27 protein-coding genes and 2 other annotated features are annotated in these 25,659 nt (G+C 37.8%); of the genes, 24 read left to right on the top strand and 3 right to left on the bottom strand.

The window, feature by feature from the left end:
• Positions 1-68: 68 nt before the first annotated feature.
• The 3 genes from fosM (at position 69) to metG (ending at position 3,301) form a co-directional block, all read left to right on the top strand.
• Complete coding sequence (gene fosM, locus ACIP9C_RS19180; RefSeq protein ID WP_401013223.1) at positions 69-494, top strand: FosM family fosfomycin resistance protein; 426 nt, start codon at positions 69-71, stop codon at positions 492-494.
• 22 nt (positions 495-516) lie between these two features.
• Positions 517-1,176, top strand: a complete 660-nt coding sequence (locus ACIP9C_RS19175) for an HAD hydrolase-like protein (protein ID WP_401013220.1) — start codon at positions 517-519, stop codon at positions 1,174-1,176.
• Between the two features lie 67 nt (positions 1,177-1,243).
• Positions 1,244-1,505, top strand: a binding site (T-box leader).
• A gap of 161 nt (positions 1,506-1,666) precedes the next feature.
• Positions 1,667-3,301 (top strand): methionine--tRNA ligase, encoded by a 1,635-nt coding sequence (gene metG, locus ACIP9C_RS19170; protein WP_401013218.1) that lies wholly within the window; start codon positions 1,667-1,669, stop codon positions 3,299-3,301.
• A gap of 185 nt (positions 3,302-3,486) precedes the next feature.
• Here the strand turns inward: metG and ACIP9C_RS19165 are convergent, their stop codons facing one another.
• Positions 3,487-5,058, bottom strand: a complete 1,572-nt coding sequence (locus ACIP9C_RS19165) for a 2-isopropylmalate synthase (protein WP_401013215.1) — start codon at positions 5,056-5,058, stop codon at positions 3,487-3,489.
• Between the two features lie 56 nt (positions 5,059-5,114).
• Positions 5,115-5,408 (bottom strand) — a binding site (T-box leader).
• Between the two features lie 199 nt (positions 5,409-5,607).
• On the opposite strand from ACIP9C_RS19165, the gene ACIP9C_RS19160 reads away from it, so the two are divergent.
• Positions 5,608-6,372 (top strand): HAD-IIB family hydrolase, encoded by a 765-nt coding sequence (locus ACIP9C_RS19160; RefSeq protein WP_401013213.1) that lies wholly within the window; start codon positions 5,608-5,610, stop codon positions 6,370-6,372.
• Positions 6,373-6,548: 176 nt separating this feature from the next.
• Here ACIP9C_RS19160 and ACIP9C_RS19155 read toward each other — a convergent pair whose 3' ends face one another.
• Positions 6,549-8,243, bottom strand: a complete 1,695-nt coding sequence (locus ACIP9C_RS19155; RefSeq protein WP_401013210.1) for a methyl-accepting chemotaxis protein — start codon at positions 8,241-8,243, stop codon at positions 6,549-6,551.
• Positions 8,244-8,558: 315 nt separating this feature from the next.
• On the opposite strand from ACIP9C_RS19155, the gene ACIP9C_RS19150 reads away from it, so the two are divergent.
• The 7 genes from ACIP9C_RS19150 to ACIP9C_RS19120 all read left to right on the top strand — a co-directional run bounded on the left by ACIP9C_RS19150 (position 8,559) and on the right by ACIP9C_RS19120 (position 12,847).
• Positions 8,559-9,053, top strand: a complete 495-nt coding sequence (locus tag ACIP9C_RS19150; protein ID WP_401013207.1) for an SdpI family protein — start codon at positions 8,559-8,561, stop codon at positions 9,051-9,053.
• A gap of 169 nt (positions 9,054-9,222) precedes the next feature.
• Positions 9,223-9,630, top strand: coding sequence for a GNAT family N-acetyltransferase (locus tag ACIP9C_RS19145; RefSeq protein WP_401013204.1), 408 nt, complete (start codon positions 9,223-9,225; stop codon positions 9,628-9,630).
• Positions 9,631-9,748: 118 nt separating this feature from the next.
• Positions 9,749-10,408 carry a YdeI/OmpD-associated family protein gene (locus ACIP9C_RS19140; protein WP_401013201.1) on the top strand — a complete coding sequence of 220 codons (660 nt, stop codon included), beginning with the start codon at positions 9,749-9,751 and terminating at the stop codon, positions 10,406-10,408.
• 155 nt (positions 10,409-10,563) lie between these two features.
• Positions 10,564-10,998: a DUF1801 domain-containing protein gene (locus ACIP9C_RS19135; protein WP_401013199.1), complete on the top strand. Its 435-nt coding sequence runs from the start codon at positions 10,564-10,566 to the stop codon at positions 10,996-10,998.
• Positions 10,995-11,372 carry a VOC family protein gene (locus tag ACIP9C_RS19130; RefSeq protein ID WP_340821916.1) on the top strand — a complete coding sequence of 126 codons (378 nt, stop codon included), beginning with the start codon at positions 10,995-10,997 and terminating at the stop codon, positions 11,370-11,372. The genes ACIP9C_RS19135 and ACIP9C_RS19130 overlap by 4 nt, the downstream gene beginning before the upstream one ends.
• A gap of 18 nt (positions 11,373-11,390) precedes the next feature.
• Positions 11,391-11,843 (top strand): nucleoside deaminase, encoded by a 453-nt coding sequence (locus ACIP9C_RS19125; protein ID WP_401013195.1) that lies wholly within the window; start codon positions 11,391-11,393, stop codon positions 11,841-11,843.
• A 23-nt stretch (positions 11,844-11,866) separates the two neighbouring features.
• Entirely contained in the window at positions 11,867-12,847 is a 981-nt protein-coding gene (locus tag ACIP9C_RS19120; RefSeq protein ID WP_401013193.1) for a GNAT family N-acetyltransferase, read from the top strand.
• 62 nt (positions 12,848-12,909) lie between these two features.
• Here ACIP9C_RS19120 and ACIP9C_RS19115 read toward each other — a convergent pair whose 3' ends face one another.
• On the bottom strand, positions 12,910-13,347 hold the full coding sequence (locus ACIP9C_RS19115) for an RrF2 family transcriptional regulator (protein WP_069508058.1): 438 nt from the start codon (positions 13,345-13,347) through the stop codon (positions 12,910-12,912).
• Between the two features lie 193 nt (positions 13,348-13,540).
• Between ACIP9C_RS19115 and hmpA the strand changes: the two genes are divergently transcribed.
• The 13 genes from hmpA to ACIP9C_RS19050 all read left to right on the top strand — a co-directional run bounded on the left by hmpA (position 13,541) and on the right by ACIP9C_RS19050 (position 25,368).
• Positions 13,541-14,707: an NO-inducible flavohemoprotein gene (gene hmpA / locus ACIP9C_RS19110; RefSeq protein ID WP_401013189.1), complete on the top strand. Its 1,167-nt coding sequence runs from the start codon at positions 13,541-13,543 to the stop codon at positions 14,705-14,707.
• Between the two features lie 180 nt (positions 14,708-14,887).
• Entirely contained in the window at positions 14,888-15,148 is a 261-nt protein-coding gene (locus ACIP9C_RS19105; protein ID WP_401013186.1) for a metal-sensitive transcriptional regulator, read from the top strand.
• A gap of 43 nt (positions 15,149-15,191) precedes the next feature.
• The gene (locus ACIP9C_RS19100) at positions 15,192-15,533 is read left to right on the top strand and encodes a rhodanese-like domain-containing protein (protein WP_401013183.1); all 342 of its coding nucleotides are present in this window, start codon (positions 15,192-15,194) and stop codon (positions 15,531-15,533) included.
• Between the two features lie 12 nt (positions 15,534-15,545).
• Entirely contained in the window at positions 15,546-15,842 is a 297-nt protein-coding gene (locus ACIP9C_RS19095; RefSeq protein WP_401013180.1) for a rhodanese-like domain-containing protein, read from the top strand.
• A gap of 83 nt (positions 15,843-15,925) precedes the next feature.
• Positions 15,926-16,480 carry a sulfurtransferase TusA family protein gene (locus ACIP9C_RS19090; protein ID WP_401013178.1) on the top strand — a complete coding sequence of 185 codons (555 nt, stop codon included), beginning with the start codon at positions 15,926-15,928 and terminating at the stop codon, positions 16,478-16,480.
• 16 nt (positions 16,481-16,496) lie between these two features.
• Complete coding sequence (locus tag ACIP9C_RS19085; RefSeq protein WP_401013175.1) at positions 16,497-16,892, top strand: DsrE/DsrF/DrsH-like family protein; 396 nt, start codon at positions 16,497-16,499, stop codon at positions 16,890-16,892.
• Positions 16,893-17,118: 226 nt separating this feature from the next.
• Positions 17,119-18,246 (top strand): MBL fold metallo-hydrolase, encoded by a 1,128-nt coding sequence (locus tag ACIP9C_RS19080; RefSeq protein ID WP_401013172.1) that lies wholly within the window; start codon positions 17,119-17,121, stop codon positions 18,244-18,246.
• 53 nt (positions 18,247-18,299) lie between these two features.
• Positions 18,300-18,527: a sulfurtransferase TusA family protein gene (locus tag ACIP9C_RS19075; RefSeq protein ID WP_401013169.1), complete on the top strand. Its 228-nt coding sequence runs from the start codon at positions 18,300-18,302 to the stop codon at positions 18,525-18,527.
• 133 nt (positions 18,528-18,660) lie between these two features.
• On the top strand, positions 18,661-19,437 hold the full coding sequence (locus ACIP9C_RS19070) for a sulfite exporter TauE/SafE family protein (RefSeq protein WP_401013166.1): 777 nt from the start codon (positions 18,661-18,663) through the stop codon (positions 19,435-19,437).
• Between the two features lie 10 nt (positions 19,438-19,447).
• Positions 19,448-20,098 carry a DsbA family oxidoreductase gene (locus ACIP9C_RS19065; protein ID WP_401013163.1) on the top strand — a complete coding sequence of 217 codons (651 nt, stop codon included), beginning with the start codon at positions 19,448-19,450 and terminating at the stop codon, positions 20,096-20,098.
• A gap of 456 nt (positions 20,099-20,554) precedes the next feature.
• Positions 20,555-21,505 (top strand): c-type cytochrome, encoded by a 951-nt coding sequence (locus ACIP9C_RS19060; RefSeq protein WP_401013160.1) that lies wholly within the window; start codon positions 20,555-20,557, stop codon positions 21,503-21,505.
• 249 nt (positions 21,506-21,754) lie between these two features.
• Positions 21,755-23,740 carry an ABC1 kinase family protein gene (locus ACIP9C_RS19055; RefSeq protein WP_401013157.1) on the top strand — a complete coding sequence of 662 codons (1,986 nt, stop codon included), beginning with the start codon at positions 21,755-21,757 and terminating at the stop codon, positions 23,738-23,740.
• Between the two features lie 470 nt (positions 23,741-24,210).
• A complete protein-coding gene (locus ACIP9C_RS19050) occupies positions 24,211-25,368 on the top strand; it encodes a C40 family peptidase (RefSeq protein WP_401013154.1) in 1,158 nt (385 codons plus the stop codon).
• Positions 25,369-25,659: the final 291 nt, after the last annotated feature.

The raw sequence follows: 25,659 nt of genomic DNA, 5'->3' as shown, positions 1-25,659 counted from the left end.
GGCAACTTCGCCATCGTGTTGCGAAGTTGCTATCTGTTATGCGAGTTAATCGTTTAAGGAGATGTACTATGACTATACAAAATATTAACCATTTTTTATTTTCAGTGTCCAATCTAGAGCAATCAATAGCATTTTACCAAAATGTTTTTGATGCCAAGCTTTTAGTAAAGGGGAGAAGCACTGCATATTTCGATTTAAATGGGCTGTGGCTTGCACTAAATGAAGAAGTAGGTATTCCACGTAACGAGATACATCTCTCTTATACACATATTGCTTTTTCTATCGATGAAGACGATTTTGAGAAAATCTATGACAAGCTTATGCATTATAAGGTCAATATTTTAGAGGGCAGGCAAAGAGATGAACGAGATAAACAGTCCGTCTATTTTACCGATCCAGATGGTCATAAATTTGAGTTCCATACAGGTACGTTACAGGATCGCCTAGCGTATTATAAAAACGAAAAAACGCATATGGAATTTTTCAATGATTAACAATGACAAAGGGAGTTATATTATGAAAAAAGCAATTATTTTTGATATGGACGGTACTTTATTTCAAACGAATCTAATATTGGAGCCGGCGCTGACGGCGACTTTCGATGTACTACGTACAAAGGGGTTATGGCAAGGGGACACACCGCTTGAACAATACCGTGAAATTATGGGTGTTTCACTGCCTGTTGTATGGGAAACTTTATGTCCTATGCATACTTTAGAGGTGCGTGAAGCAAGTAATGCCCTATTTCATGACAAGCTTATTGAGCTGATAATAAATGGCAAAGGCGCATTATATCCGAATGCAGAGGAAGCACTTGCTACGTTAGCAAACGACTATCATTTATATATTGCGAGCAATGGCCAAAAAGAGTATTTGCAAGCAATCGTAGATACATATAAGCTGAATCGTTATATAGAAGGGACATATAGTATTCAATCTATCCGAAGTGGTCATAAATCCGATTTAGTAAAAAGTGTAATCGAAGAAAATAACATTCAAGCCGGAGCTGTTGTCGGAGATCGTGCATCTGATATCCAAGCAGCACAGGATAATCATCTGTTTTCCATAGGTGTACGCTTTGATTTTGCGCAGGACTCTGAATTACAAAAGGCACATGTCGTGATAGATAATCTACATGATATTTCAAAGCATCTAACTACTATTTCTCACTTATAATACGAAGCGAATATAAATGTTTACATTGCATTTCATATGGGGAAAGAGTAAAATAGTGCCAAACTATAACAAAGCGTTGAAAAGGAAAAGTAAATTGGACAAGCATTTAATAGAGAGCCTCTGTTGGTGGAAATGAGGTAAATGAACCCTTTTGAAAATGACCTTTGAGCTTCGTACCGAAAGCATTTTTGTGAGTAGATTACGACGAGATGGGCACTCGTTACAACAGCGGCAGTATCTCTTAAATGAATGCAAGACGTACTGATTGAGGCAAATAGTGTGAGCTATTTGTAAATATAGGTGGTAACACGGGTATACTCGTCCTAATCAGTCATGATTAGGGCGATTTTTTTTATCTTCAAAAACGATGGATGCTAGGAAATATTTCTATTGTCCACTGAATGAAGAGAATGCCACTGACAGCTGTCCGATTTATTTGCGTGACAGCTTAACAGAGTAGAATTTTATTAATTGAGGGGAGCAACTTAGGATGACAATTGTAATTGGAGGAGCATGGCCTTATGCCAATGGCTCATTGCATTTAGGGCATATTGCCGCATTATTACCAGGTGATATTTTGGCTAGATATTACCGACAAAAAGGTGACAAAGTATTGTATGTTTCAGGAAGCGATTGTAATGGGACACCAATATCGATTCGAGCTGCACAGGAAAATACGACGACAGGTGCAATAGCAGATCGGTATCATCAAGAATTTGCGAAATGTTTTCATGATTTAGGATTTACTTACGATTTATATACGAGAACGGATGCTCAGCATCACCATGAAGCTGTACAGGCAATTTTTCTACAGCTGATGGCAAATAATTATTTATACAAAAGGAAAATTGAGCAGGCTTATTGTGAAACGGACAAACAGTTTTTACCTGACCGCTTTGTGGAAGGTATTTGTCCGAATTGCGGGGCAAAGGCACGAGGAGATCAGTGCGATAATTGTTCGAAAATTTTAGATCCACTTGAATTAATCGACAAGTGTTGTAAAATCTGTGGCAATGAGCCTATTATTCGAGAAACTGAGCATTTTTATTTTACCTTTAGTCAGTTTCAAGGAAGGCTAGAAACATTTGTAGCTGAAGCAAAGGCGGATAAGCGTTGGCGAGATAATGCAATAAGCTTGACCGAACGTTACTTAGCGGAGGGCGTTCCTGACCGTGCTGTTACGCGAGATTTGCCAAACGGTATTGATGTACCAGTACCGGGCTTTGAAGGGAAGAAAATTTATGTGTGGATTGAAGCCGTGGCAGGTTATTTAACAGCAAGTATGGAATGGGCAAAGCACCATCATATGGCGATTGAGGACTTATGGAATGAAGAAACAGTCTCCTATTATGTGCATGGCAAGGATAACATACCTTTCCATACAGTTATTTGGCCAGCGATATTGATGGGTATTGGTGCGAAAGCATTACCAACACATATTGTCTCCAATGAATATTTGACTTTGGAAAAACGAAAATTATCAACAAGCCAAAATTGGGCGGTTTGGGTGCCGTATATTTTAAGTCGTTATGACGCAGATTCTATTCGTTATTTTTTAACAATGAATGCACCTGAAAATCGTGATACTGATTTTTCTTGGCGAGAATTTATTTATAGTCATAATGGAGAATTGCTAGGAGCTTACGGCAATTTTGTCAATCGGACGTTGAAATTTATAGAAAAGTCATTTGATAGTCAAGTACCACAGGTCGATGTAGATGGGGCTGTAAGGAAACAGACGATACAGTTGTTTAGTGATGTTGGTGTGGCGATTGAAGCGGGACATTTTAAGCAAGCATTAGAGGGGATTTTTGCTTACATTCGTGCGGCCAATCGATATTTTGACGAGCAACAACCGTGGTTACAGGTAAAGGAGAATATGGAGGATTGTCATCAAACGCTTGCAACGTGTGTCTACATGATAGCAAATTTAGGACAAGTGTTACAGCCGTTTTTACCGTTCTCTACAGAGAAAATTCGAGGCATGTTAGGCATAACAGAATTGATGTGGTATGAGCAAGTTGAGCTACCGAAAAGCATTGGCGAAGTGACACCGCTATTTGAACGACTTGATGTGGGACTAATTGAAGAAGAATATCAGAAGTTAGTTAATGACAGTCACTAGAGCCTACAGGCTTTGATTTGCGCTGCGTGCGGGCACCTTTAAATTGTTTGAGTGCCTGTCACTAAAAAGCGTACACACAGAAAGCCGCAACCACCGCTAACATGCGGTGTGTTGCGGCTTACGTGCTGTGTAACCATAGCAACTGTTTATTTAGAAAATTCAGAATAGTATCGGTGCCTGGCACTTTAGTTCATAACTGGGGTTAAGTTTGCCACAACAATGCTGTTGATTGCATTAATGTATGCAAGCGCACTTGCTTTTAAAATATCTGTATCTGCAGCTTTTGCGATATATTTTTCGCCCTCATGCTCAATTGTTATTTTAACTTTACCAAGAGCTTCCTTACCACGCGATACGCTGTTAATATTATACTCTACTAGCTTTACATCGATTTTTACAATATCTGCAATGGCAGAATACAATGCATCAATCGGGCCTGAGCCAACAGCACTTGCCTTCAATACTTCTTCACCTTTGCGAATTTTTACACTAGCAGAAGGGAAGCTCGCGTTGCTGACGACTTGTAAATCTTCAATGTCAAAAAATTGCTCACTATAATGAGTAGCATTGGCATGATTTGCGTCATGCTTTTCATAATAACTTTCCACAATGACATATAAGTCATGATCATAAACTTCTTTTTTCGCATCAGCTAATTTTAGGAAACCATCGAAAATGCCTTCAAATTCCTCAGTAGAAAGATTAGAAAAGCCTAACTTTTCAAGTGCATTTTTTACGGCATGGCGCCCTGAACGAGCTGTTAAGACAAGTTCCATATCATCTAGACCTACATCTTCTGGATGAACGATTTCGTAGGCATCGCGAGATTTAAGTAGACCATCTTGATGAATTCCTGAAGAGTGTGCAAATGCATTGTCTCCAGTAATGGCTTTGTTTACTTGTACATCTAAGCCCATAAAGCTGGAAACAAGGCGTGAAGTGTTCATGATTTCTCTTGTATTAATGCGTGTCTCTGCATTGTATACAGAACTACGTGTTTTTAGTGCCATCACGACCTCTTCTAGTGCAGCATTTCCGGCACGTTCCCCAATACCGTTGATTGTACATTCCACTTTGTCTGCACCGTTTTTAATGGCTGCAAGTGTGTTAGCCGTTGCCATACCAAGGTCATTATGACAGTGTACACTCAATAAAACACTATCGTTTAAGTTTTTCATACGGTCATTAAGCTTATAGATCATAGCGCCAAATTCCTCTGGTTCAGCAAAACCTACAGTGTCAGGCACATTTATCATTGTTGCGCCAGCCTTCATAACGGCTTCAATCGTTTTCCATAGGTACTCAAAATCTGAACGGGATGCATCTTCTGTTGAATATTGCACTTGTGGTAAAAGAGTTTTTGCATACTTCACAGCATCTACACCAATTTGTAGTATTTGGTCTTTAGATTTACTAAATTTCTTTTCAACATGTATATCAGAAGTGCCAAGCACCATATGAATCATGGGGTTTTCTGCATATTTTACAGCGTTATATACGGAATCAATATCAGCCTTTACTGCTCGTGCTAAAGCAGTAATCATAATGTCGTTCGTATTACCAACCTTTTGTGCGACAGCTTTTACCGCATCAAAGTCACCTTGTGAAGAAGCCGGGAAACCAGCTTCGATAATATCGACGCCTAATTTTTTGAGTTGCTGTGCAATCTCTACTTTTTCATATAAGTTCAATTTTGCTCCCGGCACTTGCTCGCCATCACGTAAAGTTGTATCAAACACCCAAATTTTTCTTCCCATTTTCAAACACTCCTTTTGTTGTAATAAAATAAAAAAAACCCGCCTCTATATAAAAATATAGAGACGAGTTATTTGCTCGCGGTACCACTCTAATTGACCTTCTCTTTAAAGAAAAAGCCCCCTTATCGACAGCTATCACTGTCTATCCCAATAACGGTGGAAACCGACATCCCTTACTTTTTAAACGGCATTCAGCTCACTGCTTTAGGACCAGGAGAAGTATGCTGATTCAATTTGGTTCAGGGAGTAGCTCATGGATGAGTTCAAAATGTGTGCCTACCGATTTACACCAACCATCGGCTCTCTACAAGTACACGAGCATTTTTACTATTTCCAATCTTTGCTTAACAATGTGTTGTTGAAAGCTATAATACGTTTATATTGTCAGTATGTCAATAATATTCTAAAAATTATTTGTTTTCAGTTTTAATCATTGTGGTTTTAAAAGTAGTTAGTAAGATGGAAAGTTAAAATGTATATTTCACAAATAAAGGCATTTACTTATGAGATAATGAGAAGTGATTTTATACATAGAAAGTAGGTAGAACGGTGAAATTTGTATTTGATTTAGATGGTACGATTTGTTTTAAAGGTCAGCCTTTAAGTGCAGGAATAACGGCTGCATTAGAGGATTGCCTAAAGAATGGACATGAAGTTATTTTTGCTTCAGCTCGCCCGATTCGAGATATGTTACCGGTATTGCCAGAGTCAATGCACAAGTTTCCAATGGTTGGGGGAAACGGAGCGTTTATAGCCAACAATGGTGATATAAAAGAAATCGCGGCATTTGATGGAGAAGTTGTAGAAGCAATCAAACAAATTATAACAACCTATCAATTAGCGTATTTAGTAGATGGTGACTGGGATTACGCCTACACGGGTAGTGAATCACATCCAATTTATCAAAATTTAGATCCTTTACAGCTTGCAAAACGAGTGGTACTGGAGGAACTAAAAGGCATTGTCAAAATTGTATTATTCCCTGGTGAGCATCATCAAAATATTTTGGCACAGCTACGAAAGCTACCCATTTCGTTATATGAACATGCGTCTGAAAACATTTTAGATATGAGTCCCATTGGGATTGATAAATGGACAGGCTTAACGAAATTAGGGGTATTACAAAATCAGTTTATCGCGTTTGGCAATGATGCAAATGACGCTTCGATGTTTGAAAAAGCATTAGAGAGTGTTTGTGTTGGTGAGCACCAGGTAGGTCAGCATGCTACCGTACAGGTGCCATCTGAAGAAACAGCAGTGATTGAAATGCTAAAGTGCCAAATGCTAAAGTGCCAGGCACTCAAACAATTTTGAACATTTTAACCAAGTAAAAACCCACGTAGATTCCTGCAGGAACGTACATGAAGTAAGCCGCAACAAGTCGCATGTTAGCGATTGCTGCGGCTTACGATGTGCCCGCGGAAAGCGAAGTGGGTTTTACGCCTTAAAAGTTATATGAAGTGCCAGAACCAGCCAATGCAGTCACATAGCTATTGCACCTTAAAGCGAGAAACTTGTGTTTGCAATTCTTCAGCCATTGTCGATAAAGTTGCTGCAGAAGCTGCAACCTCTTCAATTGTCGCAAGTTGCTCTTCAGAAGCAGAAGCTACATTTTGAAGGTTAGAAGATGACGTTTGTGCAATTGTAGCTATTTCATCGAAGGATGCATAGATTTGTTCAGCACTAGAAGACATTTCCTCAGAAACAGTTGTTGCTTCTTGTATTTGTTTTGACACTTGCTCAATAAGGTCAACGATTTTTGAAAAACCTTCCTCAGCTACTTTAACAACCTGCATACCAACTTGAACCTCTTGTGTACCAGTATCCATCACTGTAACAGCACGGTTTGTTTCCTGTTGGATTTCTGAAATTAACCCTGAAATTTGTTCAGCAGACTTTTTAGATTGCTCAGCTAATTTTTTCACTTCGTTAGCTACGACTGCAAAGCCTCGACCATGATCACCAGCTCGAGCAGCTTCAATAGCAGCGTTCAATGCTAGTAAATTGGTTTGCTCAGCGATGTCAGTAATAATACTAATAATATTTCCAATTTCAACAGAATGGTTACCTAAATTTTTAACAACGTTAGCAGATTCCAAAACTGCTGTATTAATAGTATCCATCTGCGAAATGACGCGATGTAGCGACTCATTCCCTTTGTTTGCCTCAGTATTCGTTTCAATGGCAAGTTCAGAAACAGCGGCAGTTGTTGATGCTAATTGTTGAATGCCGTTAGTCATATTTTTCATAGCTTGTGAGCTTTCTGTAGCATTTTTCCCTTGTGCCTCTGAGCCACTCGCGACTTCCTGCATAGCGGATGTAATTTGTTCAGTCGCTTGGATTGTTTGATCTGCACTAGCAGTTAATTCGGCAGCTGAAGCACTTACTTGTGTTGTGTTTTGACTAACATTGGTAATTAAGCTTTTTAGATTTTGTGCCATTTGATTGAAGGCAAGGGCTAAATCACCAACTTCATCGCGATTTCTAATGCGAATTTGTTCAGCTGTTAAATCACCCTCAGCAATTTTTTGCGCTGCTTTTGCCATCCCTTTAATAGGTCGAGAAATAATAGTTCCCATAATCATAGCAATTATCAGACTAATGATGACAGCAAACACACCAAGCGAAATCATGTTTAATTTAATAGCATCAATATCTTTTGAGGTAGCAGCTATTTTTGCTTCTACAGCTTCACTTTGATAGTTGGCTAGGTTTTCAACACGCTCGTCGAATTGTTTAAGAATAAGTCGACCTTGAGAGCTGTCTAATTTCTCATATTGTTCTGTTTCGCCAGCATCCTTTAAAGCAAACATACGATCAGCAAATTGCTGAACATTTTGCTCACTTTTATTGACAGATTCTAATAATTCAATTGATTTTTTTGATTCTAATGTTGCCATTAGATTTTCGGATTTTTCTTTAAATTCTTCACGAGCGGATTTATTACCATCACGATTTTGTTTATCTCCAAGTAAAAGATATCCACGCATACTTACAATTTCCTGTTTTGCAATTACTCTTAGCTCTTGAATGCTAATAGATTTTTTTGTCTGTTCTTCGAGTAACTCTTGATAAGTCCCGTTTACTGAATTAAGTTGCTTAAAGTTTAAAGCTATAGTGCCAATTAAAACTAAAATAACAATAAAAAAACCGAGAATTAATTTTTTGTAAATCGTAAATCGCATGTATTGTAAGTCCCTTCCTAGTAATTTAGTAGAAATGTTACAAAAAAGTGAAATATGTATATATACTTATTTATAGCAGATTATATGTATTTTAAAAAGCATTATGAGTTTATTCATAGTGAAAAATATGAAATAAGAGGGAATTTAGTTATAGTATGGGTTCATGTAGGTGGCATTTTATGCACTATGTGCTAGGTGTTTACTTATGAAGAAGAAACTAAATGGTATCACGGAAAACGCAATTTATATAATGTTTGAAACCTAATTGCTGGAAGTAACGTAAATACAATTAACGATAAACAAGGATGTGGAGCAATGTATAGACCGGTCTTGAAATTACCGAAAACGAAGTATGAAAAATTTTTGGACATAATTGGTGGCGGATTATTTATTGTATCTATCATATTTATTATTTCTCAGTGGAGCACCTTACCTGAAGAAATTCCAGCACATTTTAATGGTGCGGGAGAGGTGGATCGATGGGGTTCGAAAATAGAAGTATTCATTTTACCAGGTATCGGAATTGTTTTATGGATATTTTTAGGTCTTATTGAGAAAGTACCATATATGCATAACTATCCATCTCGTTTAAATGAGAGCAACGTTGAGGCCTTTTATTTAAATAGTCGTAAATTATGTAATGAAATGAAAAACTTTTGCTTAATTTTATTTGCAGTCATCTCTTGTGAAATTGTACTTGTTGCATTAGGAAAGGTAAATGGATTAGGTTGGTGGTTCTTACCAGTCGTACTAATTGGCATAGGTATTCCAATTGCTAAAGGCTTAATTGCTGCATCGAAGATTAAGTAAACCGTATCTAAAGTTGGTATTTAAAAAAAGTAACGAATTGAGCAGGAGAATGAAGACGTAAGTAGAATAACTTTATATAATTACAAATACTGGAGGTCACATTTTGTTACTATTCTTTTGATTTCTAGCAGCTATCTGATAGTTATATAATATTAGGAGTTGATAGAAAATGATTTATAAGAATTCACTCGAAGGTATTTCTTCAAATATGTTAAACGGTTTTTTTGTAGACTGGCCGAGTCCACCTAATCCACAAACGCATTTACGTTTGCTGGAGAAAAGCAGCAAAATAGTTTTGGCGATTGATGATAATACAAACGAAGTAATAGGGTTTATTACCGCTATAAGTGATGGCGTTCTGTCTGCCTATATCCCATTGCTAGAAGTATTACCACAATACAAAAATAAAGGTATAGGCAAGGAGTTAGTAAGACGAATGCTTCAAGAACTCGATAATATTTATATGATCGATTTATGCTGTGATGATGACCTCGTACCTTACTATGAAAAATTCGGAATGACAAAAACAAATGGTATGATTTATAGAAACTATAAAATGCAATCAGGAAGTGAATGAAAGACTAAAACGCTTGAGAATGTTCAAGCGTTTTTTGTATATATTGTGGACAATTTGAGTTAAATTAAATTTTTTATGATAAATTTAGTGTAAATAAATGCAGAAGGGTGCTGAAACTATGCAGAAGAAGTTCAAATTAAAGGATGGACTCTCTATTACAATTCACAATTTGCCAGACAAAGTGCTTTTAGAGGGGATTTTGGATGCAGGACATGCACCTTACGATCGCGTCATTTCTTTTGTGTTTACAATTGATGAAATGATAACGTATTTAAAAAGCACGCTTAAACAGAACATGTTAGCAGAGCAAGGCTATTTATTTTTTATTTATCCGAAAAAAAATAATAAAAAATACAAAGAATATATTCACCGAGATGACATTTTCCCAGCAATTCAGGTGGATGAGGAGAAATATATTGCTGGTAGCGATTATAAATTTTCAAGTCTTATGTCATTGGATGATACGTTTTCCATTGTATGCATTAAACGGGATGCAAAGGGAAGAGGGAAGAAAAGAACAGCAAGTAGTCAATGTGTAAGTGACTATGAAAGTATGGTCCCCTTATTGCGAGATGAACTTGCAGAAACTCCAATTGATTTAGCCTTTTATGATGCATTAACGCCAGGATATCAAAAGGATTGGGCTCGCTACGTTTATAGTGCGAAAAAGCAAGAAACGCAGCTAGCACGTTTAGAGGAGATGCGTGAAATTACAAGGGCTGGCTTTAAGACGAAGGAGCACCATCGAAAAGCGAAAGCAGAAGGCCAACAAGTATAAGAATATTTTAAGATGTAGTAGTTATCTGTTAAAACTTTTGTCGATTGTTGTAACAAAGAAGCTTACGCTATTGCTAATAAATAAGCTTCATACTACTATTAAGGAATATTTTTAAATCGTTTAATGATACATTTTTAATAAGTGGGGTGGAAGTTATGGAAACATATATTGAACAGGTAGATGAAAAATGGCGTGATAGTTTTGCTAAGCTTGCGGATGTTATAGCAACGAATATTCCTGCTGGATTTGAACAAACAATGAATTACGACATGATAAGCTATGTAGTTCCATTAGCGTCATATCCAAAAGGATATCATGTAACACCTAATACTCCCTTACCATTTATTAGCTTGGCAGCGCAGAAGCGACATATAGCTGTTTATCATATGGGCATTTATGCAGACAATGCTTTATTGTCTTGGTTTCAAGAGGAATACGCAAAGCGAGTGCCAACAAAGTTAAATATGGGCAAAAGTTGTATTCGTTTTACTAGTACGAAAAACATTCCTTATGATTTGATAGGAGAGCTCGTTTCGAAAATGACTCCTGGGGAATGGATTAATAGATATGAAGGAGAATTGAACAAATGAAAAGTGCCACTACATTTTTAATGTTTCAAGGACAAGCTCATGATGCCTTGGAGCAATACAAGCAATGGTTTCCAGAATTAGCGGTTGAAACTTTGACATACGTGGAAAACACACAACAGGTTGCTATGGCAGAAGTCGATTTAAAAGGTTTGAAAATTAAGTTGAATGACAGTCCAATCAAACATAACTTTTCATTTACTCCAGCGATATCAATCTTTTTAGAATGTGAGACAAAGGAAGAGATTGAAAGCCTTGTTGAGCAAATATTGGATGGTGGACAAGCGTTAATGCCATTGGATAATTACGGTTTCTCTAAGCAGTTTGCTTGGATTCAGGATCGCTTCGGTGTATCGTGGCAACTTACGTATAATTAATTATTAGGGGGAGTATATATGAACCTATGGATGGAGCGAGCAGTGGAGCTAGCTCTTCAAAATATAGAGCAAGGTGGTCAACCATTTGGAGCTGTCTTGGTAAAGGATAATGAAATCATTGGAGAAGGTGTAAATGAACTACACCTTCGACCAGATAGTACGGGTCATGCCGAGCTGCTTGCTTTAAGACGAGCGCAAGAAAAGCTAGGCTCTACAGATTTACGCGGAACAGTGATGTATGCAAGTGGGGCACCTTGTCCGATGTGCTTTGGCGCGATGGCGATGGCCGGAGTGGATAAGGCTTATTTTGCAAATTCATTAGCTGATGCCATTGCAGTAGGATTAAGCCGCTCAAGCGAGGTCTATGCAGATTTGCAGAAAATTGATGAAGAACGCGAGTTTCGAATGATTCATATGCCAGTAGAGGATGAAGGTAAAAATCCTATGCATGTTTGGTATAGTAAAACTTAATTACGTAAAAAGGAGAAAAGAGTATGGCAGTAACTTTAGTGAAGCATGACATTAAATATGCTGAAGCAATGCATGCATTGTCTTCAATGCCACAGGTTCGGGATGCTCTTGGGTTACCTGCTGGGAAAGTAGAAGATACGATTAACTTTATAAAACGTGAATGTGTTGACGAGGAAGAGGGGAAAACTGTTCCTCGCGTTGTGCTAAATGAGGAAGGACGACTCATAGGTGTAACAGCATTAATGTATATAGATCATGAAAATAAAAACTGTCATATTGGGTCTTGGTTAGGTCATGAGTTTTGGGGACAAGGCTACAATGAGGACGCGAAAAAGGCAATTTTAGAAATCGCTTTTTTTGACTTAGGACTTGAACGTGTTTTCGCAGGAGCTAGAAAGATCAATATTCGCTCACAAAAGGCACAAGAAAAGTTGCCTTTTATTCGTATTGGGGTAGAAAAGGATTTTCCGCAGGAACATTCTTGGTTAGAACTGAAGGAAAAGCAACCATGTGTATTAAATGTTTTTGAACGCAAGGATTTTGTTCGATACCATACATCTATTGAAAAGGTGCAGGGTGATCGTGAAAGCTATATGCCCTATCTATTACTAGCAGATGAAAGTGAAGTTGCCGTTCGCCAATATATGAATGACGGTGATTTATACGCAATTAAATGTGGTGAGAAATTAGCAGGTGTCGCATTACTTATTGCACAGTCTGATACGACAGTAGAATTAAAAAATATAGCTGTTGTGCCCGCTTTTCAAGGTAAAGGTATCGGTAAGGAAGTTTTGAACAAAATTTATGCTGTATGTGAAGCGCAAGGTTTTAAAAATATTTTAGTAGGCACAGCCAATTCTAGTATCGATAACATTGCTTTTTATCAAAAATCCGGTTTTCGTATGGAAGCCATAGAGAAAGATTTTTTCAGTAATTATCCGCAGCCGATTTATGAAAATGGTATACGCGCATTGGACATGATTATATTTTCAAAGGCATTATAAAAGATATTGTAACGTATTAATTATAAAGAAATACCCGACCAACAATTGTTGAGCGGGTATTTTTATTTGCCAAATAATAAAGCCATTAATTTCTCCTTTGAATGTAAAAAATCATCAAGGGAGTAACGATCTAGGACAGCCATATATGCTTGTAAGGCTTCATAAAGAACACCTTTCAATTGACATTCTGGTGCAATTTTACACAAGTTATTTTCTTTGTCGAAGCATTCAACAAGGTGAAAATCTTCTTCTGTATGGCGTACAATTTCCCCAATAGTAATTGATTTAGGGTCAATTGCTAAACGGATACCGCCACCTCTTCCTCGAATTGTTTCGATATAACCAAGTAGCCCCAATTGGTGTGTCACTTTCATTAGATGGTTTTTTGATATATTATAGGCATCTGAAATTTCTTGAATGGTTGAGAGCTGACCCTCTTCTTTTGCTCCTAGATAAATGAGTGTCCGAAGGGAGTAATCTGTGTATAAAGTTAATCGCATTGGAACACCCTACTTTCTATATTGTCACTATAATAATTATATCATTTCTACAATAATTTATAGTAATACATTACTTTTTAAAAGATGTATTTAAAATACATCAAATATGTCCATTTTGTTAAAGATGTATTTCAAATATTGCTTTAAGGAAATGAAAGCGTTATATTGTAATCACGAAAGGATGGTATGCGATATGTTAAAACAAGAAACAGTACAAATTATTAAAGCGACAGTACCCGTATTAGAAGTTCATGGGGTAGAAATTACGAAGACGTTCTATAAAAATTTGTTTCAAGCTCATCCAGAATTATTAAATATTTTTAACCACACAAACCAAGAAAAAGGTCGTCAACAAACTGCGCTAGCTAATACAGTTTATGTAGCGGCAGTTCATATTGAAAATTTAGAAGCAATTTTACCGGCAGTTATGTTAATAGCTCATAAACACCGTAGTTTAGGTATCTTACCAGAGCATTACCCAATCGTGGGTGAGTTCTTATTAAAAGCGATTAAAGAAGTTCTAGGTGATGCAGCTACAGATGACATTATCAATGCATGGGCTGAAGCTTATGGTGTTATTGCTGATGTTTTCATTCAAGTAGAAGAAGAGCTATATCAAAAGGCTGAAAATAATGGTGGATGGCGTTTATTTAAACCATTAAAAGTAGCGAAAAAAGAAGTTGAGAGCGACCTTGTTACTTCCATTTACTTTGTAAATGAAGATGGCTCACCACTTCCAGAATACGAACCTGGCCAATATATTAGCATTCGTGTGAAAGTACCAGGTGAAGAATATTTATTGAACCGCCAATATACTCTTTCACAGGCTAGTGCAGAGGACGGCTACCGTATTTCAGTAAAGCGTGAAAGTGAGCATACTCCGAATGGTAAAGTATCTAACTTTATTCATAATGTGTTACAAGTTGGAGATTTAGTAGATGTAAGCGTACCTGCAGGATTATTTGTTCTACAAGAAAGTGCAGCGCCAATTACATTCGTTAGTGGAGGTATTGGTGTAACACCATTAAACAGTATGCTGCAATCATTAAAAGATAATGCAGCAAATGAAGTTAATTTCATTCAATGTGCTCGTAATGAAAATGTAGTAGCTTTCAGTGATGATATTAAAGACAAAGTAAATACGCTTCCTAATGCATCATATACTGCGCTTTATTCTGATGAGGACAAGTTATTAACAAAAGAATTATTAGCTGAGCAAGTAACGAACAATACGGACGTTTATATTTGTGGTCCGATCGGCTTTATGGAAGCAGTAATTAAAAATCTCCATGAAATCGGCGTAAAAGATGATAAAATTCACTATGAATTCTTCGGTCCAGCTATGCAATTAGCAAACTAAAAAATAATAGCTAACTCTGTTATAAGTCGCATTTTGTGCACTTGTAACAGAGTTTTTTTCATGTAATGAAGTTAGAAATTCAATAATTAGATCTTTCGTGTTGACAATATACCTATAGGGGTATATTATAAAGCACGTAAGCAAGATGGATTATTAAATTGGAAGGGAGACGTGCACATAATGGCGTACGATGCTAAAACAGCCAATCGTATAAAGCGAATGGAAGGCCAATTGCGTGGAATTTTACGCATGATGGAAGAAGGTCAAAACTGTAAAGATGTGATTACACAGCTATCCGCCGTGCGTTCTGCAGTTGATCGGGCGATAGGGGTTATCGTCAGCGAAAACCTGTTAGATTGTGTAACGACTGCTGATGGAGATTCAGAGAAAGTGAATACTGCCATCCAAGAAGCGATGGATTTAGTTGTAAAAAGTAGATAATTTCATTATACCCTTTATAGTATATGAGTAGGAGGTAGTGTTCTTGGAAACATGGATTATTATTGCTATTGTTATCGGGTTTTTAATTTGGCGTATGAAGCCGGTAAAAGGGGTGCAGTCAATTTCAACATCACAATTAAAAGATATGCTGAATGATAAGGATAAAGTATTTATTGATGTGCGAACACCGGCTGAGTACAAAGGTAGAAACATTCCGCAATTTAAAAATATCCCACTTGGTTCTGGATTCGATAAATTACCAAAGGACAAAGAAGTTGTTGTTATTTGTCAAAGTGGTATGCGTAGTAGTCAGGCGTGCAAGCAATTGAAAAAACTAGGATATGAGCGTGTAACAAATGTCCGTGGTGGCATGAGCGCTTATTAGGAGGCAATAATCGTGAAAGAAATAGCAGCAAAAGAAGTTCAAGAGGCTTTGGCACAAGGCCAAATTTTAAAATTAATTGACGTACGGGAAGTAGATGAAGTGCAGGAGGGTCATATACCTGGTGTTATTCACATTCCACTAGGCTTGCTGGAGTTTCGTACGCATGAGTTAAATAAAAATGAATCATATATTATGATTTGCCGATCAGGTGCTCGTAGTGGTCGAGCTACTCAATTTTTAGAAAGCCAAGGCTTCGATGTGACAAATATGGTTGGTGGTATGCTTGCGTGGGAAGGGGAAGTTCGGTGAAAAAATGTAGTGAGGGTTATGCAATGGCTTGCTCTATATTTTTTTATTAAAAATAATACCCCTATAAGTATAAGGAGGAAGTTATGACGATTAAAGCAGATTTTCAGCTAGATGCTAAAGGGCTATCTTGTCCAATGCCAATCGTAAAAACGAAAAAGGCAATGGCGGAATTAGGGGATGGCCAAATTTTAGAAGTATCCGCAACTGATAAAGGCTCGAAGGCAGATGTTGCTGCTTGGGCTGACTCTGTCGGGCATCAGTATATTGGCACAATAGATGAGGATGCGGTGCTAAAGCATTATATTCGTAAATGTGCACAGGATGCAGTGGGGGAAAAAGTATTTGAGTCCACAATTGCATTGGAGCAAGTTTTAGGAAGAAGTGGGTTAATTCTTGATGTACGCGAGGAAGCGGAGTTTGCTTTCGGCCATATAGAAGGAGCGAAATCGATTCCGATGGGTGAGCTTGAAGCACGCCTTTCTGAGCTAGATAGAGATCAAGAAATTTATGTGATTTGTCGTACAGGTGCGCGCAGTGATTTAGCGGCACAAAAGCTTGTGGCAAACGGGTTTACAAAAGTATTTAACGTCCTACCAGGCATGACATCTTGGACAGGCGAATTAATTAAAACTATTTAAATTGGAGGAATTTATTATGTCAAACAAAGTAGCAATTATTGCAAGTAACGGTGGTCTTTTCGATGCGTATAAGGTGTTCAATATTGCAACAGCAGCGGCGGCTTCTGACAAGGAAGTAGCAATCTTTTTCACATTTGAAGGATTAAATTTAATTCATAAGCTAGGGATGCATGCTTTACCGATGCCTGCTGGAACAGAGCATTTTGCTGAAGGATTTGCAAAAGCGAATGTACCTGCAATTCCTCAATTAGTGGAAATGGCACAAGAATTAGGCGTTAAATTTATTGCGTGTCAAATGACGATGGACGTCATGGGCTTAACGATTGAGGATTTCGTAGATGGAATTGAGGTTGGAGGGGCTGTTACATTTTTAGAATTTGCTAAAGATGCAGCGCCATCATTAACGTTTTAACTTGCTAGAATACTATTGACGCACGAAAATTTAGTAGGGCTCAAATCTAGGCTGAAGCAAGTTAAAGGGACGGATTGTAAGAGTAGTTTTTCAAGCACGCTAGGGAAATGAATGAATGCAATTATATCGATACGTAATTGATTTTACTCAATGAAGCAAGTGAGCGGAGGGGCATGTCCTTTCCGCTTCAAAAATAAGCAATATAATACCTTGGGGGGTAATAGTGGTGTCAGTATTAAAATGGAACGCTGCTGATGTAGCGAAAAAAGTTATCGAAAATGATGATTTATTTATTTTAGATGTACGTAATGCAGATGCATTTGCAGATTGGAAAATTGATGGGCATAAATTTGAGTACCTAAATATTCCGTATTTTGCGCTTTTAGATGGTGTTGAAGAAATTTTACCTAAAATCCCAACGGATAAAGATGTATTAGTCGTTTGTGCAAAGGAAGGTTCTTCGATAATGGTAGCTGAGATGCTATCAGAAGCTGGACGTTCGGTTGCTTATTTAGAGGGTGGTATGAAGACGTGGAGCGAATATTTAGAACCAATTAAAGTAGGCGATTTAACTGGTGGAGGCGCGTTATACCAGTTCGTCCGTTTAGGTAAAGGCTGTCTATCATATATGGTTATTTCGGAAGGTGAAGCAGCAATTATTGATGCTGTTCGTTTCACAGATGTATTTACAAACTTTGCAAAAGAGAAAAACGTAAACATTAAACATGTCTTTGATACTCACTTACACGCTGATCATATTTCAGGTGGTCGTCATATTGCAGCTGCAACAGGCGCTGCCTATTACTTACCGCCGAAGGATGCAGAAGAGGTCGTATTTGATTATACGCCATTATTAGATGGTACTACTGTGCAAATTGGTGCATCGAAAATTGATGTAGGTGCACTGTATTCACCAGGTCATACGATTGGCTCGACATCGTTTGTTGTAGATAGCAAATATTTATTAACTGGTGACATTTTATTTATCGATTCGATTGGTCGCCCTGATTTGGCAGGACTTGCAGAAGACTGGGTTGGTGATTTACGAGAAACGCTTTATAAGCGCTACCGTGAATTATCAGAGGATTTAGTTGTGTTACCTGCCCATTTTATGATTATTGATGAATTAAATGAGGATGGTACTGTTGCCAAGCGTCTCGGGGAATTATTTGTAGAAAATCACGGCTTAAATATTGAGGATGATGAGACATTCCGCAACATTGTAACAAATAATTTACCGCCACAACCAAATGCATATCAGGAAATTCGCCAAGTGAATATGGGGAAAGTAACACCAGCATTAGAGGAACAAACAGAAATGGAAATCGGGCCGAATCGCTGCGCAGTTAGATAGAGTGCCAGGCACCCACACAATTCTCACACAATTTAAAAGGAGATTAATATAACATGAACGCGAACTTACAATTAGATGCAAAGGGCTTATCTTGCCCAATGCCTATCGTGAAAACGAAAAAGGCTATTGATACACTGAATTCAGGTGAGGTTTTAGAAGTACAAGTAACGGATAAAGGAGCTTTAGCGGATATTCCTGCATGGGCTAATGCGGGAGGTCACACGATCTTAGATAAATCGGAAGACGCTGGCGTCATTACATTCTTTATTCAAAAAGCGTAATGCGAGGGGTGAGTGTTCAAATGAGGACACTCACCTTTCATCTTCATTCTAAAATTCATTAGAAATTTTGCCTTGATATGCCTCGTTATGAATAGAGGACAAGGTGTAAAAGACTTGAAAGAAGGAAAACTGAATGGCTATATCATGGGTAATTGCAATATTTATAATTGGCTTTGTAGGTTCTTTTGTATCAGGTATGCTAGGTATTGGAGGAGCCATTATTAAATACCCTATGCTTCTGTATATTCCCTCCTTACTCGGATTTACGGCTTTTACAGCGCATGAGGTATCGGGTATTAGTGCTGTAGAAGTTTTGTTTGCTTCGATGGCGGGTGTATGGGCATATCGTAAAGGTGGCTATTTAAATAAATCACTTATTATTTATATGGGCGGAGCCATTTTGGCAGGTAGCTTTATAGGTAGCTTTGGCTCGCGATATTTATCGGAGGCGGGAGTCAACATTGTATATGGAATATTGGCACTCATTGCTGCAATTATGATGTTTATTCCTAAAAAACAAATTGATGAGAAACCGATGGATGAGGTTACATTTAATAAATCAGTAGCTGCTATTTTAGCATTTATAGTCGGTATTGGTTCTGGCATTGTGGGGGCAGCTGGTGGATTCCTTCTAGTACCGATAATGCTTGTTGTACTAAGAATTCCAACACGTATGACAATTGCAACAAGTTTAGCCATTACGTTGATTTCCTCCGTTGGGGGGACAACAGGAAAACTAATAACGGGTCAAGTCGATTATTACCCAGCGGTCATAATGATTGTAGCTAGTTTAATAGCAGCACCATTGGGGGCAAAGGCAGGTAAAAGTTTGAATACGAAAGTATTACAAGGAATATTAGCTGTCCTGATTTTAGCCACTGCAGTGAAAATTTGGATGGATATTTTATAGGAGGGGTACTATGAAAATTGAAGTGTTTTCAGATTTCTCATGTCCATTTTGTTATATCGGGAAAAAGGAATTAGAGCGCGCAATAAAAGAGGCAGGATATACAGATCAAGTAGAAATAGAATTTAAATCTTACCAAATTGATCCGGGCGCATCCAAAGAGGTTGGTCAAAATTATTATGAATATTTCATGGCACACCAAAAAGTGACGTTTGAAGAAGCCCAACGAATGACAGCGGGGATGATAGAACGAGCTAAAGAAGTTGATCTTGCATATAATTTTGCTGAGATGAAAAAAGTGCATACTGAAAACGCTCATCGACTAGCAAAATGGACGAAACAATTTGGTAAAGAAGCGGCTTATACGGAAGCTTTAATGGCTGCTCATTTAATAGAAGGTAAAGATTTAAATGATGAGGCTGTTTTACTAGCGGTTATTAAAGAACTAAACTTGAATGTAGCTACAGCAAAAGAAGTGCTGACTAATCCAGACGATTTTATGGAAGAGTTGGATAAAGATCGCTATGATGCCCAACAGATTGGCGTACAAAGCGTACCGTTCTTCGTCTTTGAAAATCGTTACGGCATTAAAGGTGCTGAACCAAATGAAGTATTCGTTCGTACATTGCTTCAAGCAGCAGAAATTGCAGGACTAAGTAAGTGACAGGCACCGGAACAATTTTGAATTTTGGGAATATTAAATTGTAAGTATCTTAGTAAAATCCCACATAGACTTCAGCAGGAACAACACAAGATGTAGGGCGCAATAGACCGGGCGGAACGAGCGTTGCGACTTACACTGTGCCCGCCAGAAAGTGAAGTGGGTTTTTGCAATTTAAGAGTCTATAGTATACCAAGTGTTTCTGGCATACTATTTTTGTTGTTTTTTTACCGAAAACAGTGGATTTTGCAATGTAGACAGCACGGTTTTAGCAGAAAAAATAAGGTACTTCAAGAGGTATTAAGAATTGTTTCTATTGTTATAGAACAAAATAAACTGTATAATAATTCCATTTTTATCGTCTTTATGGTTCTATTACTGTGAAGTGTGAGAAAAGTCACATCGTACCATATATTATCTTGCTAGAATAAAATTAACATTCAAAAGGGGGTATTGGTAATGAAGAAAATTGCTACTGGTATAGCGGGAACAGTCTTATTAGCCGCTACACTTTTTGTTGGGGCAGTGATCAGTGACAAAATTTTAGGTGATGCAAATGGTGAGACGCAAGAAGCGGCGGTACAGACACAAATTCCAACAACGGCAGCTTCTCAACAGTTAGTCTACGCTCCACCGAGTATCGAAGAAGTACCTGATGGACCGATGAAAGAAGCTATTTTATATGGTTATGAGCTTGTAAATAATACGCACGTTGCTGCGGATGAATATGTAGGAAATCAGTTATCTTGCACAAGCTGTCATGCAGGTGCAGGCTATGATGAACAAGCCTCTTCTTTAGTTGGCGTTATGGCTAACTATCCACAATATATCGCTCGTTCTGGAGGAATAGTGACGATTGAGGAACGTATTAATGGCTGTATGGTAAGAAGTATGAACGGCAAAAAGTTTGAAATGAACAGTGACGAGCTTGAAGCTATGGTTGCCTATTTTGCTTATATTTCACAAGGAGTACCGATTGGGGCAGAGCGTGAATGGGCAGGTACAAGTAATATGAAAAACATACCTGTACCAGATGTAGCGAACGGCGAAGAAGTATACGCGCAATCTTGTATTGCTTGTCATGCTGCAGATGGCTCTGGTACCGGCGCTAACACAGGTCCAGCATTATGGGGCGATAATTCCTTTAATGATGGTGCGGGTATGGCACGTATGTCCAAAATGGCAGGCTACATTAAAAATAATATGCCAGTTGGAGCGGGTGGTACATTATCTGATCAAGATGCTGCTGACTTAGCTGCCTACATTTTATCGCAGGATCGTCCTGAATGGGCTAACCATGATAAAGACTGGCCAAAAGGTGGTCGTCCGAACGATTTAATGGATAAAGAGAAGCGAGATCAAGTAAAAAATGGCACGATTGATTGGGCGCAAGTGCTTTCTACGAATTAAAAATAAGTGCCAGGCACCGAAACAATTCTGAATATTGTCAGTGAAAATCCATGGAGATTCCTGCGGCTTACGAAAAGCCCGCGGGAAGCGAAGTGGATTTTTACGTTATAAGAAGTACTATTATGCATAAGAGAAAATAATGGAACTGCCCCAATTTATATTGCTGTCCATAGTAGTTCGGAAAAGAAAGTTAGTACATGAATTTGGTATACTAGCAGTAATAGGAAAAACAACGGGAGGTGGCGCTTGTTGGTTTACTTGAAGTTACTTATTCAAATTATAATTGTTGCAGGAATTATTTATTTTGTTAGTGGTCGTTTAATAGGCTCAAATATTAACTTTGTACGAAGAGTACTATCTGTTGTTATTAGTGTTACGCTTACGTCCTTTGTTTATTGGTACTCCTATTTGCGTCATCGAGATTTTTTATCGGAGTCGATGATGCAAACCGTTACCGAGGTAAGTACGCTTATTTGGATAGGTAGTATGTTGCTTATCTCCATGCTACTCTATCTGGTATTCGAACTGTTTGATCCAATAGGGATTAAAGGTGGAGAGCGACGTAATGGGCAAAAATCAATATTGTTGAGATTACGTAGCTACTGGCGTCAACAGAAGAGATTGCGTCAGGTGCTAAAAATAGCAGTGACAAATGGTATAGTACAAACGATTAAATATGCAAGGCAGCGGGAAAATGAGAAGGAGCTTGCTGTAGCATTACGTACAACTTTGGAGCAATGCGGCGGGATATTCATTAAATTCGGGCAAGTACTTTCAACGCGCAAAGAATTATTTTCTCCTATTATTATTGATGAGTTAAAGCATTTACAGCAAAGTGTAAAGCCTCTACCGCACGAGCAAGTTACAAAGATTTTAGAAGAATCCCTACCAATGCCTGTAGATGATGTATTTACAAACTTTCATATGGAACCATTGGCAGCAGCTTCTATTGGACAAGTACATAAGGCACGACTGAAAAATTATGAAGAAGTCGTAGTCAAGCTATTACGTCCAGAAGTAAAAGGAATTATGCGTGATGATCTTGATATTTTGGAAGAATTTGCAAATTGGTTCGCAAACAAGTCTACTTGGGCAGAGTCGTTAGGCTTCCGAGAATTAGCGGGAGCATTTGCAGATGGCTTACGAGAAGAGATTCATTTGGATATTGAAGTACGAAATACTTTACAGGTAACGAATGCACTTGCCAAAAGTGAATATAAAGTACGTATCCCTAAAATATATACAGAGTTTTGTGATGAAGACATCATTGTAATGGAATACGTTCGTGGGAAAAGTGTGGCCGAGGGGTCCTCCGAATTTAGACGATTGAATATTGATCGCAGACAATTTGCTCGAACAATTTTGTATTCCTTTTTTGAACAAATGTTATTTTCAGGAATATTTCATGCGGATCCGCACCCGGGAAATATTTATATTGATGAGTCAGATGGGGGACCAATTCTCCTCGATTTCGGAGCCGTGGGACGCCTAGGAGCTACTCAACAGGAAGGCTTAAAGTTATTTTTATTAGGTATTCAACAAAATGATTCCAGTATTTTATACGATGGCTTAATGCTGCTAGTAGAAAATAAGGACCATGCAGATCGTGGTAAAGTAGAACAGGCAATGGACCAAATATTACTCAAAATTTCCTATGTAGATCGAATTCCAACTGAAGAATTGATACATTCGTTGTTTACTGTCGTACGGGATTTTGGCCTTGCGTTTTATCCTTCTGTTGGTTTAGCGCTTCGATCATTAGTAACATTAGATGGGACTTTACGTGTAATTGATTCGCAATTTGATATTTTTACAGAAGCTAAAGATTTTTCTGCATCTTATATGAGAGCTGCGTTTTTAAGACCATTTAAAGAACCGATGGCGACAAAAGATCGTGTGCAGGAAGAACTGTCGATGCTGATTCCTACTTTGCGAAAAATGCCAAGACGTATCGATCAGCTTATTCAAAGAGTAGAAAGTGGAAAAATTATATTGCATCATGATATTTTTTCAGATGACCATAACTCACGTTTCATTACCCAGCTATTTGCACGTTTTGTTTTATTACTTGTAGGTATTACATTTGGTATTATCTCGGTTGCACTACTAGCAATTTCTCAATTTATTCATCAGCCGTATGCAGTGTATTTGAATACTGCCGCTTATCTAGGGTTGTTCTTATGTGCAATTTTATTAGTACGACTATCTATTCAAGCGCTACGCTCCATGAGGTAGGAGAAGTCAATGCTATTTTAAATCGCTTGTAAAGCAACTAAAAGTCGTCAATCGCATATATTCTAGTGGTCTTCACAATTTACATTATTCAGTTGTTTCGAGCGAAAATAATGGAAGTAGTTTAATTCTATGAGTTTGGATACAGTTTGAGGTAGGGGATGATTCTCCTACCTTTTTATATTACAAAAAGATTACAAATAACCAATATGGAAGGTGCTAATTAGAGAAATTTGCAGTAATTTGTAGCGTTATATTAACGTTTTGTAGAAAAATGTCGTATTTATTACAATGTTACAGTTATATTTCGAGTTTTACTAAACTATTAAAACGGCGGGAAATAGTATAAAAGTTAGGGCAATAATGCTAAACTTTAAAAGGCTAATAAAAACATAAGAATTTAAATTGATCGTTCAAGTATTTACATAGGAAAATAAAGAGCGAAATTGATAGATGAAGGGAAATGAAGACCCATGGGTAAGCGTAATAAATGGCGTAAGTCGATGGTGCTAGCATTAGCACTTGCAGGCGGCCTATTATTTAATACAGTTCAACCGATCGAAGCACACGCTGAAGAAACGTCTCAGCAAATGATAGATAAAAAAGCGAAAATTGATGCAGAAGTTAAAAATTTAGAAAAAGAGTTAGACCAGCTTCAACAAGAAATTGATCAAAAAGTTAAAGTATTTAACCAAGTACAAGCAGATATAAAAGAAGTAGATGCAGGTATTGTTGAAACTGAAAAACGTATTGAGCAACGTTCAACTATTTTAAGTGAGCGTATGGCTGCATACCAAGCTCAAGATAACACAGTGGGTGTATACTTAAGCGTTGTTCTAGAAGCGAAGAGCTTTGCAGATTTAATGGACCGTGTCGTAGCGGTAAAAACATTAATGGATGCTGACCAAGAGCTAGTAAATCAACAAGAAGCAGACAAGGCGAAATTAGAAGAACAAAAAGCAACATTAGACGAGAAACAAAAAGAGCTTCAAAAACAATTCCAAGAGCTTCAACAAAAGGAAAGCGAAATGGAAGTGAAAAAAGCTGAAAACCAAGCAAAATCACTTGCATTAAAGGCACAAATTGCAACGAAACAAGAAGAAGAACGTCTTGAAGCAGAGCGTAAGGCAGCTGAGGAAGAAGCAGCTCGTTTACGTGCACTTCAAGCAGCTACACCTGTAGCTCATGTCAACAACAATAATAACAACAATAGCGGTAAAAATAACGGTGGTAGCAAACCTCAACCCATCATAGTTGGATCTGGTGCAGGTACTGCATCTTCAGGTGATGCTATTTCTACAGCGAAGCAATTCCTAGGTCGTTCATATGTTTGGGGTGGCAGTAATCCTACAACAGGCTTTGACTGCTCAGGTCTTGTACAATGGTCTTACAAGCAAGCGGGCGTATCATTACCTCGTACAGCATCACAACAATATTTATCAACAAAACGAATTTCAGCAAGTGAAGCTCGTGTTGGTGACTTAGTATTCTTCAGCTATGGCTCAGGCGTAGCGCATGTTGGTATTTATCTTGGTAATAACACAATGATTGATGCTCAAAATAAAGGGGTAGTCATTGAGTCACTTGATTGGTGGAACCAATATTTGGTGGGATTCGGTCGTATTCAATAAGCCTATATTAGTTAGACGATTTGAATAGCAAAAAAGTTAAATAAACTAATAAATAGCATTCATTATCAAGTAACGATAATGGGTGCTATTTTTATTTGGAAATTACACGAATAAAACGATTACGCCAACTGCTTACATTACCCGTGTAGAAGGAGCGGTAATAATCGAACGCTTTTTTAAGAATGCGGAATTAATCAATTTATAACTTCATATTTTCGTAGTCGTAAATAGCCAATAATATAAGGCACCCTCTGTTTAAAAAGAACAGAGGGTGCCTTTTGGTATTTATAC

The sequence above is a fragment of the Lysinibacillus sp. NPDC093210 genome (assembly GCF_044753985.1).
GTDB lineage: Bacteria > Bacillota > Bacilli > Bacillales_A > Planococcaceae > Lysinibacillus.
The sequence above is the reverse complement of the archived record's forward strand: the minus strand, read 5'-3'. Positions and strand labels throughout refer to the sequence as shown.